A 12,583-nucleotide genomic window follows, 5' to 3' on the forward strand; every position below is an offset into this window, starting at 1 on the left:
CTCTCCGGCCGATGCTGTGACGCATGAACGCCACTCGCCCCCTCCGGCCGCCGACCCGAACGGACCGGCTGCTCGCCGCGGTCGGCGGGGTCCTCTCCGGCTATGTCGCCCTGGCCGTCGCCGACCTCCTCGCCGGGTGGATCCGCCACGAGGCGGGCCCGGTCACGGCCGTCGGCGACGCCGTCGTCGACCGGACCCCGACCGCGGTCGAGCAGTGGGCGATCCGTACCTTCGGCCAGAGCGACAAGGCCGTCCTCCTGGCGGGCATCCTGCTCGTCCTCGCCCTGCTCGCCGCCGCGCTGGGGGTGCTCGCGCTGCGCCGGCGCCGGGCCGCGGCCGCCGGCGTCCTCGGCCTCGGTGTCGTCGGCGCCCTCGCGGCCGTGAGCAGGCCCGACTCGGACTCCGCCCTCGACGTCGTGCCCTCGCTCGTCGGCGCGGCGGCCGGAGCCCTCCTGCTGTACGTCCTCATCGGCCGGCTCCTCGCCCCGGACACCGGGGAGCTGCCGGACGCGGCCGCCCGGGCGGATCGCAGGAGCTTCCTCGTCGTCGCCGCAGTCACGGGCCTCGCGGCGACCGGCGCCGCCGCGCTGGGCCGGGCCTCAGGTTCCGTCGCGGGCGAGAGCGCCACGGCGTCCCGCGACGCCCTGCGGCTGCCCCCGCCCGCCTCGCCCGCGCCGGCCGTGCCCCCCGGGGCCCAGCTCGACGTTCCGGGCATCGGGCCCTTCATCACCCCGAACAGGGACTTCTACCGGATCGACACCGCGCTGGTCGTCCCCAAGGTCGACGCCGACGACTGGCGGCTGCGGATCCACGGGAGCGGCGTGAGCCGTGAACTCTCCCTCACGCTTCCGGAGCTGATGGCGCGCACGGTCGTGGAGCGGGACATCACCCTCGCCTGCGTCTCCAACGAGGTCGGCGGAGACCTCGTCGGCAACGCCCGCTGGCTCGGTGTACGCCTCGCCGACCTGCTCCGCGAGGCGGGGGTGCGCCCGCCCTCCGAAGGCGGACCGGCCGACCAGCTCGTGGCCCGCTCCGTCGACGGCATGACCATCGGCACCCCCGTCGAGGCCGTGATGGACGGGCGGGAGTCCCTGCTCGCCTTCGGTATGAACGGCGTGCCCCTGCCCCTGGAGCACGGCTTCCCCGTCCGCATGATCGTCCCCGGGCTGTACGGATACGTCTCCGCCTGCAAATGGATCGAATCCGTCGAGCTCACCACCTTCGACGCCTACGACGCCTACTGGGTCCCGCGAGGCTGGGCGGCGCAGGCACCGGTCAAGACCCAGTCCCGCATCGACACCCCACGCGCGCTCGCCCGCCCGGCGGCGGGCACGGTCATGATCGCCGGGGTGGCCTGGGCCCAGCACCGCGGCATCGCGCGCGTGGAGGTCAGGGTCGACGACGGTCCGTGGGAGGCGGCACGCCTCGGCGCGGCGGACGGCGTGGACACCTGGCGCCAGTGGGTGCACCCCTGGCAGGCCGCCCCCGGCCGTCACACGCTCACGGTCCGGGCCACCGACGGCACCGGCGCGACCCAGCCCGAGGGGCGCACCGACACCATGCCGGACGGGGCCGAGGGGTGGCACTCGGTGACGGTGACCGTCGAGGAGTCCTGAGCCGGGCAGGCCCCGCGGAGACCCCCGGGAAGGGCCCCCGAGAAAGATCAAAAGTTCGACGGGTTAGCATATGAGCACCACCTAGCTCGAAAGATGAACTCGTGACTGTCAATGACGACTCGTTCACCAGCTGGAAGAACCGCGAGGAGATCGCGGAGTCGATGATCCCGGTCATCGGGAAGTTGCACCGGGAGCGGGACGTCACGGTCCTGGTCCACAGCCGATCCTTGGTGAACAAGTCGGTTGTCAGCATCCTCAAGACCCACCGCTTCGCCCGCCAGATCGCCGGCGAGGAGCTCTCGGTCACCGAGACCCTGCCCTTCCTGCAGGCGCTCACCACGCTCGACCTCGGCCCCTCGCAGATCGACATCGCGCTGCTCGCCGAGGCCTACAAGAGCGACGACCGGGGTCTGTCGGTGGAGGAGTTCACCGCCTCCGCGGTCGCCGGCGCCACCGGGGACAACAAGATCGAGCGCCGTGACGGCCGTGACGTCGTCCTCTACGGCTTCGGCCGCATCGGCCGCCTCGTCGCCCGTCTGCTGATCGAGAAGGCCGGCTCCGGCAACGGTCTGCGCCTGCGCGCCATCGTCGTCCGCCAGGGTGGTGACCAGGACATCGTCAAGCGCGCCTCGCTGCTGCGGCGCGACTCGATCCACGGCCAGTTCCAGGGCACCATCACCGTGGACGAGGCGAACAGCACGATCGTCGCCAACGGCAACACGATCAAGGTGATCTACGCCAACGACCCGTCCGAGGTCGACTACACGGCGCACGGCATCAAGGACGCCATCCTCATCGACAACACGGGCAAGTGGCGGGACCGCGAGGGCCTCTCCAAGCACCTGCGCCCCGGCATCGACAAGGTCGTCCTGACGGCTCCGGGCAAGGGCGACGTCCCGAACATCGTCCACGGCGTCAACCACGACACGATCAAGCCGGACGAGCAGATCCTGTCCTGTGCCTCCTGCACCACCAACGCGATCGTCCCGCCGCTGAAGGCCATGGACGACGAGTACGGCGTGCTGCGCGGCCACGTGGAGACCGTCCACTCGTTCACGAACGACCAGAACCTGCTGGACAACTACCACAAGGCCGACCGTCGTGGCCGCTCCGCGCCGCTGAACATGGTCATCACCGAGACCGGTGCCGCCTCCGCCGTCGCCAAGGCGCTCCCGGAACTCAAGGCGCCGATCACCGGCAGCTCGATCCGCGTCCCCGTCCCGGACGTCTCGATCGCCATCCTCAGCCTCCGCCTGGGCCGTGAGACCACCCGCGAGGAGGTCCTCGACCACCTCCGTGACGTCTCGCTGCACTCGCCGCTGAAGCGCCAGATCGACTTCACCACCGCGCCCGACGCCGTCTCCATGGACTTCGTCGGCTCGCGCCACGCCTCGATCGTCGACGCGGGCGCGACGAAGGTCGACGGCGACAACGCGATCCTCTACCTCTGGTACGACAACGAGTTCGGCTACTCGTGCCAGGTCATCCGGGTCGTCCAGCACGTCTCCGGCGTCGAGTACCCGACGTACCCCGCCCCGGCGGTCTGATCCGGACCCGCCGGCGCGCACGCGCGAAGGCCGGGGCCCCTGCCGCTTTCCGGCAGGGGCCCCGGCCTTTCCCGCTACGCGGTGCCGCAGCCGGCGACACCGAAGACCAGCGCGGCCGCGAGAGCGATGAGCAGGGCGCGGCCGCCGGAACGCGCGGGGCGTGGCGGCCGGTACGTGGGGTGGTGCGGGCCGTACGGCGCGCAGGCCGGTGCCGTACGGCCGTGCCGGCGCAACCGGAGCCCGCCCGGCCCCCCGGGCGAGGCTGTGAGGATCGCGGAAAGGCCGCCGGTCGTGGTGCCACGACCGACGGCCCCCACTTCAGGAACCCACCCTGCGCTTGTTCCACACGTCGAAGCCGACAGCGGCGAGCAGCACCAGGCCCTTGATCACCTGCTGCCAGTCCGTACCGATTCCGACGAGGTTCATGCCGTTGTTGAGCACGCCCAGGACCAGCCCGCCGACGATCGCGCCGAGGACCGTTCCCACACCGCCGCTCATCGACGCGCCGCCGATGAACGAGGCGGCGATCGCCTCCAGTTCGAAGTTGATGCCCGCCTTGGGCGAGGCGGCGTTGAACCGGGCGGCGAAGACCAGTCCGGCGAGCGCCGCGAGGACCCCCATGTTCAGGAAGACCAGGAAGGTGATCTTCCTGTCCCGGACACCCGAGAGCTTGGCGGCCGGCAGATTGCCGCCGATCGCGTACACATGGCGCCCCACGACCGCGTTCCGCATGACGTACCCGAAGCCGACCAGGAGCGCCGCCAGGATCAGCAGCACGACCGGCGCCCCCTTGTAGCTGGCGAGCAGCAGGGTGAAGACCAGAACCGTGGCGACCAGCGCCCCGAGCTTCACGGCGAACAGCCCGACGGGCGCGACCTCCAGGGCGTACTCCCGCTGGCGGCGGCGGTCCCGCACCTCCTGCCACACGATGAAGACGATGAGGGCCAGGCCCAGCAGCAGGGTCAGGTTGTGGTAGTCGGTGCTCGGCCCGGCCTCCGGCAGGAAGCCGTTGGAGACCGTCTGCAGTCCGTCGGGGAACGGCCCGATCGTCTGGCCCTTGAGGAAGATCTCGGTGAGACCGCGGAACAGGAGCATCCCGGCCAGGGTGACGATGAACGACGGAATGCCGAGATACGCGATGAAGAAGCCCTGCATCGCCCCCGCGACCGCGCCGAGCAGCAGCACGAGCACCACCGCCAGCGGCCACGCCATCCGGTGCTCGACCATCAGCACGGCGGCCACCGCGCCGACGAAGGCGGTGAGCGAACCTACCGACAGATCGATGTGACCCGAGATGATGACGATCATCATGCCGATCGCCAGGATCAGGATGTAGCTGTTCTGCAGGACCAGATTGGAGACGTTGCGCGGCAGCAGCAGGTCGCCGCCCGTCCAGACCGCGAACAGGGCCACGATCAGCCCGAGGGCGATCAGCATGCCGTACTGCCGCATGTTGCCGCGCAGTCCGTCGAGGATCAGCCGGCCGACGCCCGGACGGCCCTCCGCCGGTGGGCCGTCCGGTGCCTTCCCGGTGCCCTCGGCCTGGGTCCCGGCCGTGAGATCGGTGCTCATGCGTGTTCCCTCCTGTCCTTCGTCATGTGCCGCATCAGCAGCTCCTGGGTCGCCTCGGCGCGGGACACCTCACCCGTGAGCCGGCCCGACGCCATGGTGTAGACGCGGTCGCACATGCCGAGCAGCTCGGGGAGTTCCGAGGAGATGAAGAGGACCGCCCTGCCCTCGGCGGCCAGCCGGTCGATGACCGTGTAGATCTCGTACTTGGCGCCCACGTCGATCCCGCGGGTCGGCTCGTCCAGGATCAGGACGTCGGGGCCCGCGAAGATCCACTTGCTGAGGACGACCTTCTGCTGGTTGCCCCCGGAGAGCCGGCCGACGGGCTCGAAGACCGTCGGCGCCTTGATGTTCATCGAACGGCGGAAGCCCTCGGAGACCCGGGTCTCCTCGTGCTCGTCGACGATGCCCCGCCGCGCGACCTTGGGCAGGGCGCTCAGCGAGACGTTCCGGTTGATCGTGTCGATCAGGTTGAGGCCGTAGTGCTTGCGGTCCTCGGTGACGTACGCGATGCCGTGCCCGACCGCCTCGGGGACCGTACGGGTACGGATCTCCACGCCGTCCTTGAGGACCGAGCCGCCGCCGTACCGCCCGTAGCTGCGCCCGAACACGCTCATCGCCAGCTCGGTACGGCCCGCGCCCATCAGACCGGCGACCCCGACGATCTCGCCGCGCCGGACGGTCAGCGAGACACCGTCGACGACCTTGCGGTTCCGGTCGATCGGATGGTGCACCGTCCAGTCCCGGATCTCCAGTGCGGGTGCCGCGTCCCGCTCCGGCTCGTGCGGGGTGCGCTCGGGGAAGCGGTGGTCCAGGTCGCGGCCCACCATGCCCCGGATGATCCGCTCCTCGGTGGTCTCCGGAGCCTTCACGTCGAGGGTCTCGATCGACCGTCCGTCCCGCAGGATCGTCACCGAGTCCGCCACCCGGGCGATCTCGTTGAGCTTGTGCGAGATGATGATCGACGTGATGCCCTGACCCTTCAACTCCTCGATGAGAGCGAGGAGTTTGCCGCTGTCCTCGTCGTTGAGCGCGGCCGTCGGCTCATCGAGGATCAGCAGCTTCACCTCTTTGGCGAGCGCCTTGGCGATCTCCACCAGCTGCTGTTTGCCGACGCCGATGTCCGCGACCCGGGTCTGCGGATGCTCGTCCAGACCCACGCGGCGCAGCAGCTCCGCCGCGTGACGCAGGGTCCGGTCCCAGCTGATCACGCCGCGGGTGGCGTGCTCGTTGCCGAGGAAGATGTTCTCCGCGAGGGAGAGGTACGGCACCAGCGCCAGCTCCTGGTGGATGATGACGATGCCGCGCTTCTCGCTCGCCCCGATGTCCCGGAACCGGCAGGGCTCACCCTGGAAGAGCACCTCCCCCTCGTAACTCCCGTGCGGATGCACCCCGCTGAGGATCTTCATCAGCGTCGACTTGCCCGCTCCGTTCTCCCCGCAGACGGCGTGGACCTCGCCCGCCCGGACGGTCAGGGAGACGTCCGACAGCGCCGTCACGCCGGGAAAGGTCTTGATGATCGAGCGCATGTCCAGGACGGGTCCCGCCATGGCACACCCACCCCTCTCCGGTCGAGGTCTAGTTGAGGTCGCTCGCCTTGATGTAGCCGGAATCGACCAGCACGGCCCGGTAGTTGGACTTGTCGACGTTCACCGGGTCGAGCAGGAAGGCCGGGACGACCTTCTTCTCGTTGTCGTACGTCGTGGTGTCGTTGACCTCCGGCTTCTTGCCCTCGAACAGCGCGTCGACCATCTGCGCGGCGACCTTGGCCAGTTCGCGCGTGTCCTTGTAGACGGTCTGCGTCTGCTCGCCCGCGATGATCGACTTCACCGAGGCGACCTCGGCGTCCTGCCCGGTCACGACGGGCAGCGGCTTGCTCGCGCTGCCGTAGTCGTCGGACTTGAGGGCGGACAGGATGCCGATGGAGATGCCGTCGTACGGCGAGAGGACCGCGTCCACCCGCTCCTTCGCGTACGAGGAGGTGAGCAGGTCGTCCATGCGCTTCTGGGCCTGGCCGCCGTCCCAGCGCAGGGTCGTCACCTGGTTCAGCCTGGTCTGACCGGACCTGACGACCAGCTGCTTCCTGTCGATGTACGGCTGGAGGACGTTCATGGCGCCCTGGAAGAAGTAGCGGGTGTTGTTGTCGTCGTTCGAGCCGGCGAACAGCTCGATGTTGAACGGGCCCTTCTTGCTCCCGTCCTTCAGACCCAGCTTCTCGACGAGGTAGCCGCCCTGGAGCTCGCCGACCTTCTCGTTGTCGAAGGAGGCGTAGTAGTCGACGTTCGGCGAACCGAGGATGAGCCGGTCGTAGGAGATCACCGGGATCTTCGCGTCCGCCGCCTGCTGGAGCACGTTGGCGAGGGCCCGGCCGTCGATGGCCGCGACGACCAGGGCGTCGACGCCCTGGGTGATCATGTTCTCGATCTGCGAGACCTGCTGGTCCGGGTCGTCCTCGCCGTACTGGAGCGAGGTCTTGTACCCGTACTTCTCCAGGCTGCTCACCATGTTCCTGCCGTCGGCGATCCAGCGCTCGGAGGACTTGGTGGGCATCGCGATGCCCACGGTCAGCTCCTCGGCGCCCTTCTCCTCCTTGGCGCCGCCCGCGCCGCTCTGGCCGCAGGCGGCGAGGACGACGGCGAGGGCGGTCGCGAGGACGGTGGCGGAGGCGGCACTGCGGATACGCATGGCATCAGTCCTTGTCGGTGTGGTGGATCGGGTCGGGGAAGCGGTTCAGCGGGCCGGGCAGCCGCGAGCCCAGCGGGGACATCCCGCCGTCCGCGCCGTGCCGGGCCAGCAGATCAAGGGCGAGCCGGCCACGCCGCACCCGCTCGCGGGCGGTGGCGAGCACCGTCCGGCGCAGATGCAGGCCGGAGGGGTAGAGCGAAGGCGCCTTCGACAGACCGAACTTGAGGTAGAGCGGTGCGCCCCGGCGGATCAGCTCGGCGACCTCGTACATCCGCACGTAGCCGCCCAGGTCGTCAGGCGCCTCGATGTACATGTCCATCGGCGCGGCGCTCACCCGGCGGATCTCGGTGAGGTGGGCGAGCGGCAGATCGCTCGGCACGTTGACCGAGTCGGCGCCCAGGCGCTCGTGCACGGCGTACGCGGCGGGGTTCACGGGGCCGATCAGCGCGGAGACCTTCAGCGTGGTGCCGGCCGGGATCACGCCGTGGCACCGGGCCCGGTGCAGCGTCCACAGCACGCCCTCGTCGGCCACCAGCAGGCATCGGACGCCCAGTTCGGTGGCGCGGACGGCGTCCTCCACGCAGCCGGCGACCGCGTCGTGCCCACGGGCGCGCAGGCCTCCGCCCCGGGAGTCGCTGCGGACCGAGCCGCCGATGTCCCAGGTGCCGCGAGGGCCGGTGAACAGGCAGACTTCGACGGAGCGTTCGGCGGCGGCCCGGACCATCGCCGAGATCTCGTCGTCCGTCAGCATCCAGACGCCGCTGCCCTGGCTGACCCGGTGGACCGGCACGTCCAGCCGCGCGGACTCCTCGAGGACCGCCTCCAGCGCCTCGGGCCCCTCCACGGAGGGCACCTCGGTCCGCCAGGTGCCGCCGTCCGGGAAGGCGTGCGGGGAGGCGTCGGCGGGGGAGAGGGCGGGGGAGCCGAGCCCGAGGAGGGCGAGGGCGTGTTCGCCGGGCCGGCGGGGCGGGGAAGGCGGAGCGTCGGTCACGAGCGTTCCTCCGTGTTCGGTATGTCGGACAGGGTTCGGAAGCGGCGGTACGGGTGGGTCGGTTCGGGACAGGGGACCGCGGGGCATGCGGTGGGCGCTCGGTTGTCGGGCGGGCGGGCGCGGGCGTCCGGGCGCGGGCGTCCGGGGTCGTCAGGGCCGCAGCAGCACCTTTCCGACCTTGGGGTCGCCGGAGCCCACCAGCTCCATCGCCTGCGGGAACGCCCCGAGCGGCAGCTCGTGCGTCACCAGCCCGGCCAGGTCGAGCAGGCCCGCCCCGAAGACGCGTACGGCATGGGCCCATGCGGCGGGCGGTGCCCCGAAGACCGTGTGCAGGGTCAGCCGGCGGGTGACCAGCTCCGCGGGATCGAGACCGTCCGCCCCGGGGGAGGGGATGCCCGTGAGGACGACCCGGCCGCCCCTGCGGGCGAGGCCCATGGCGGTGCCGGCGGAACCGGGGGCGCCGGCGGCCTCCAGGACCAGGTCGCACCGGCCGCCCGTCTCCTCGACCGACCGTACGACCGAGGTGGCCCCGAACTCCCTAGCCAGTTCCGCCCGTTCGCGCCGGGGCTCCACGACGTGGAGCTCGGCGGGCGACGAGGCCGCCAGCAGCTGGACGGCGATCAGACCCAGGGTCCCCGCCCCGACCACGGCGACACGCTCACCCGGCCGGGGCGCGGCCGCGAGCGTCGCGGCCGCGACACATGCGGCCGGCTCCAGCAGCGCCGCAGCCGTCAGATCGGCCGCGTCGGGGAGCGGGTGAAGGAGCCGGGCCGGAAGCGTCAGCGTGGGCGCCATCGCGCCCGGCCGGGTGAAGCCGGTCTCGTCGTATCCAGCCGTACAGAGCGTGGCGTCGCCCGTATGACAACGTTCGCATGCCTGGCACGAGCGGAACCCCTCGCCCACCACCTTCCTTCCGGCGAGGCCCTCCGGAACGCCCTCGCCGACCGCGGCCACCGTCCCCGACCACTCGTGGCCCGGCGTGAGCGGGTACCGCACGAACCCCTCGGGCCGGGCGCCCCGGTACACCTCGCGGTCGCTGCCGCAGACGCCGCTCGCGTGCACCCGTACCAGCGCCTCGCCGGGGCCGGGCGGGAGCGGCTCGTGCGGGACGAGACGGTGGCGCCCCGGTGAGTCGACGACGACCGCGAGGCCGGGGCCGGCCGGCGGGCGGCTCACGCCCCGCCGCCCCGCGTCGCGGGGGCGCGCCGCTCCCAGCCGTCGGCCCACAGGTCGAAGCGGGCCTGCTGCTGCGGGAACTCGGCCGCCGCGTCCGTGTCGAGCTCGACGCCCAGGCCCGGCGCGTCCGAGCGGTGGAAGTAGCCGTCCACCACCTGGGGCGCGCCCTTGACCACCTTCTTGATCTCCGCGTCCGCGAAGTCGTTGAAGTGCTCCAGGATCTTGAAGTTCGGTGCGGTGAAGCCGACCTGGAGGGACGCGGCGGTGAGCACCGGGCCGCCCACGTTGTGCGGGGCGACCATCATGTAGTGCGTCTCCGCGGTCGCGGCCAGCTTGCGGGTCTCCCAGATGCCGCCGAGATGACCGACGTCCGGCTGGAGGATGTCGACGGCCTGGCTCTCGAACAGCTCACGGAACTCGATCCGGTCGTGGATCCGTTCACCCGTCGCGATCGGGAGGTCCACCTTGGCCGCCACCTTCTCCAGCGCCTTCAGGTTCTCCGGCGGGACCGGCTCCTCCAGCCAGGCCGGGCGGAACGGCGCCATCTCCCGGGCCAGCCTGATCGCCGTGGCCGGTGAGAAGCGCCCGTGCATCTCCAGCATGAGTTCGGCGTCCGGCCCGATGGCGTCCCGCACCGCCTCGATCAGCGAGACCGCGTACAGCGTGTCCTGATGGGACAGTTCGAGGTGCCCGGTGCCGAACGGGTCGATCTTCAGGGCCTGGTAGCCCCGCTCGATCACCGCCCGGGCCGCCTTGTGGTACGCCTCCGGGGTCCGCTCGGTGGTGTACCAGCCGTTGGCGTACGCCTTGACCCGGTCGGTGACCCTTCCGCCGAGCAGCTGCCACACCGGCACTCCGAGCGCCTTGCCCTTGATGTCCCAGCAGGCCGTCTCGACCACCGCGATGCCCGACATCACGATCTCGCCGGCCCGTCCGAAGTCGCCGTACTTCATCCGGCGGACCAGGTCCTCGATCGCGAACGGGTCCGACCCGGCGATGTGGTTGGCCTCCGCCTCGCGGAGGTAGCCCAGCAGCGCGTCGGTGTGGCCGAGCATGCGGGTCTCGCCCACGCCCGTCAGCCCCTCGTCGGTGTGGACGAGCACATAGGTGAGGTTGCGCCAGGGCGTTCCGACGACATGAGTGCTGATTCCCGTGATGCGCACGGCAGTTGCCCCTCGGTCTCGTTCGATATTTCGTCACACGTTCGAAATGTAGGCGTGACCGTAGGGGCTGGTCGGGGACGTGTCAACGGATCGCGCGGCCGTTGCCGGACGAAGTGCCGTGTGGTTAGCCTGTGTTCGCGATACCGATCGTCGGCCGGAATACCGAACGCGGCCGGACACGAGGGATGTGGGGGAGCGGCGATGGGACGACAGGTGCCCGCGGTGGGCAGAGCGCTGGACATACTGGAGCTGTTCCTGACGGGCGACGAGACGCTCTCCGCCCCGGACGTCGTCCGCAGGCTCGGCCTCCCGCGCACCACCGTGCACGAACTGCTCACCACACTGGCGGCCCGCAACTACCTCGTGCCCGTCCCCGACCAGCCGGGACGCTACCGTCTCGGCGTTCGCACGTACCAGCTCGGCAGCCGGTACGCGGAGCAGCTCGACCTCGCGGCCGAGGGCCGGCAGGTGGCCTGCGAGGTCGCGTCGATGTGCGACGAGACCGTGCACGTGGCGCTCCTGGAGGACACCGACGTCATCTACGTCGCCAAGGTGGACTCCACCCACGCGGTCCGGATGGTCTCCGCAGCGGGCCGCAGGCTCCCCGCGCACTGCACCGCCGTCGGCAAGATGCTGCTCGCCTCGCTACCGCCGGCCGAGCTGGACAGCCGCATCGACGGGCGCGAGCTGGTCGCGATGACGCCGAACAGCATCACGGGGCACGACGCCCTGCGCGCCGCCCTCGCCGAGATCCGCGAGCGGGGCGTCGCCGTCGAACACCAGGAGTCCAACCCGGACGTGAGCTGCGTCGCCGCGCCCGTCCGCGACAGCTCCGGGCGGGTCGTCGCGGCGCTCTCCGTCTCCGTCCCCGTGATCCGCTGGAGCGAGGGCCGGGAACGGGAGCTCGCCGAACTGGCAGCCAAGGGCGCCGCCGACCTCTCCGTACGTCTCGGCCACCGCGGCGCGCGATGAGCGCCGGCCTCGAGATCGCGGTCCGCGCGGAGGCGGCACTCGGGGAGGGCCCCACCTGGGACGCGACCGGGCAGCGGCTGATCTGGGTCGACATCCTCGGCTCGCGCGTCCACACCTACGCCCCGGCGACCGGCCGGCGCACCGTCATGGCGACCGAGCAGCACGTCGGCGCGGCGAAGCCCTGTGCGGACGGCGGGCTGGTGGTCAACCTCCGTGACGGCATAGGGCGTTACGACGCCAAGGGCGCCTTCGGCTGGCTCCTGCGCGACCCCCGGCCCGGACGGCGCGGCAACGACGCCGCCGTGGCGCCGGACGGGGCGCTGTGGGCAGGCAGCATGCGGTACGACGAGGCGCCCGGCGGCGGCAACCTGGTGCGCCTCGCCCGCGACGGCACCGCCCGCGAGGCGCTCTCCGGGGTGACGGTCAGCAACGGCATCGGCTGGAGCCCGGACGGCTCCCTCATGTACTACGTCGACAGCCCCACGCGCCGCATCGACGTCTGCCCCACCGGAGCCGAACTGTCCACCCAGCGGCGCCCGTTCGTGACCATCGAGCCCGGCGCGGGGTACCCCGACGGGCTGACCGTCGACGCGGACGGCTGTGTCTGGGTCGCTCTCTGGGACGGCGGCGGACTCCGCCGCTACACCCCGCGCGGCGATCTGGACCGTGTCGTCCCGCTCCCCGTGACGCGCCCCACGGCCTGCGCCTTCGGGGGCGCCGACCTCCGCGACCTGTACATCACGACCGCCCGCACCGGCGACCCCCGCCCCCACCCGTCGGCCGGCTCGCTCCTGGTCCTGCGCAACGCGGGCCACGGCCTGCCGGGCAGCGCCTTCGGGGGCTGAGGGTTCCGGCGAAGAAGGC

Annotated in this window: 11 protein-coding genes; 4 read left to right on the forward strand and 7 right to left on the reverse strand. The window is 71.4% G+C overall.

Features of this window, described 5'->3' with window-relative positions; genetic code table 11:
- The first annotated feature begins 23 nt into the window (after positions 1–23).
- Positions 24–1,616 (forward strand): molybdopterin-dependent oxidoreductase, encoded by a 1,593-nt coding sequence (locus ACZ3IJ_RS02725; protein ID WP_467465836.1) that lies wholly within the window; start codon positions 24–26, stop codon positions 1,614–1,616.
- A gap of 101 nt (positions 1,617–1,717) precedes the next feature.
- The gene (locus ACZ3IJ_RS02730) at positions 1,718–3,163 is read left to right on the forward strand and encodes a glyceraldehyde-3-phosphate dehydrogenase (RefSeq protein WP_467465837.1); all 1,446 of its coding nucleotides are present in this window, start codon (positions 1,718–1,720) and stop codon (positions 3,161–3,163) included.
- 74 nt (positions 3,164–3,237) lie between these two features.
- Here ACZ3IJ_RS02730 and ACZ3IJ_RS02735 read toward each other — a convergent pair whose 3' ends face one another.
- The 7 genes from ACZ3IJ_RS02735 to ACZ3IJ_RS02765 form a co-directional block, all read right to left on the reverse strand.
- A complete protein-coding gene (locus ACZ3IJ_RS02735) occupies positions 3,238–3,480 on the reverse strand; it encodes a hypothetical protein (RefSeq protein WP_467465838.1) in 243 nt (80 codons plus the stop codon).
- A 1-nt stretch (position 3,481) separates the two neighbouring features.
- Entirely contained in the window at positions 3,482–4,735 is a 1,254-nt protein-coding gene (mmsB, locus tag ACZ3IJ_RS02740) for a multiple monosaccharide ABC transporter permease (protein ID WP_467465839.1), read from the reverse strand.
- Positions 4,732–6,282, reverse strand: coding sequence for a multiple monosaccharide ABC transporter ATP-binding protein (gene mmsA, locus ACZ3IJ_RS02745; RefSeq protein ID WP_467465841.1), 1,551 nt, complete (start codon positions 6,280–6,282; stop codon positions 4,732–4,734). The genes mmsB and mmsA overlap by 4 nt, the downstream gene beginning before the upstream one ends.
- Before the next feature lie 28 nt (positions 6,283–6,310).
- Positions 6,311–7,417, reverse strand: a complete 1,107-nt coding sequence (gene chvE / locus ACZ3IJ_RS02750) for a multiple monosaccharide ABC transporter substrate-binding protein (protein WP_467465843.1) — start codon at positions 7,415–7,417, stop codon at positions 6,311–6,313.
- Between the two features lie 4 nt (positions 7,418–7,421).
- Positions 7,422–8,408: a hypothetical protein gene (locus tag ACZ3IJ_RS02755; RefSeq protein WP_467465844.1), complete on the reverse strand. Its 987-nt coding sequence runs from the start codon at positions 8,406–8,408 to the stop codon at positions 7,422–7,424.
- Positions 8,409–8,558: 150 nt separating this feature from the next.
- Positions 8,559–9,584 (reverse strand): zinc-dependent alcohol dehydrogenase, encoded by a 1,026-nt coding sequence (locus ACZ3IJ_RS02760; RefSeq protein WP_467465845.1) that lies wholly within the window; start codon positions 9,582–9,584, stop codon positions 8,559–8,561.
- Positions 9,581–10,747, reverse strand: a complete 1,167-nt coding sequence (locus ACZ3IJ_RS02765) for a mandelate racemase/muconate lactonizing enzyme family protein (RefSeq protein WP_467465846.1) — start codon at positions 10,745–10,747, stop codon at positions 9,581–9,583. The genes ACZ3IJ_RS02760 and ACZ3IJ_RS02765 overlap by 4 nt, the downstream gene beginning before the upstream one ends.
- Before the next feature lie 201 nt (positions 10,748–10,948).
- Between ACZ3IJ_RS02765 and ACZ3IJ_RS02770 the strand changes: the two genes are divergently transcribed.
- Together ACZ3IJ_RS02770 and ACZ3IJ_RS02775 are read left to right on the forward strand one after the other, a co-directional pair.
- A complete protein-coding gene (locus ACZ3IJ_RS02770; RefSeq protein ID WP_467465847.1) occupies positions 10,949–11,719 on the forward strand; it encodes an IclR family transcriptional regulator in 771 nt (256 codons plus the stop codon).
- Positions 11,716–12,564, forward strand: a complete 849-nt coding sequence (locus ACZ3IJ_RS02775; protein ID WP_467465848.1) for an SMP-30/gluconolactonase/LRE family protein — start codon at positions 11,716–11,718, stop codon at positions 12,562–12,564. The genes ACZ3IJ_RS02770 and ACZ3IJ_RS02775 overlap by 4 nt, the downstream gene beginning before the upstream one ends.
- The last annotated feature ends 19 nt before the right edge of the window (positions 12,565–12,583 follow it).

The sequence above is a fragment of the Streptomyces sp. NPDC013317 genome (assembly GCF_055563155.1).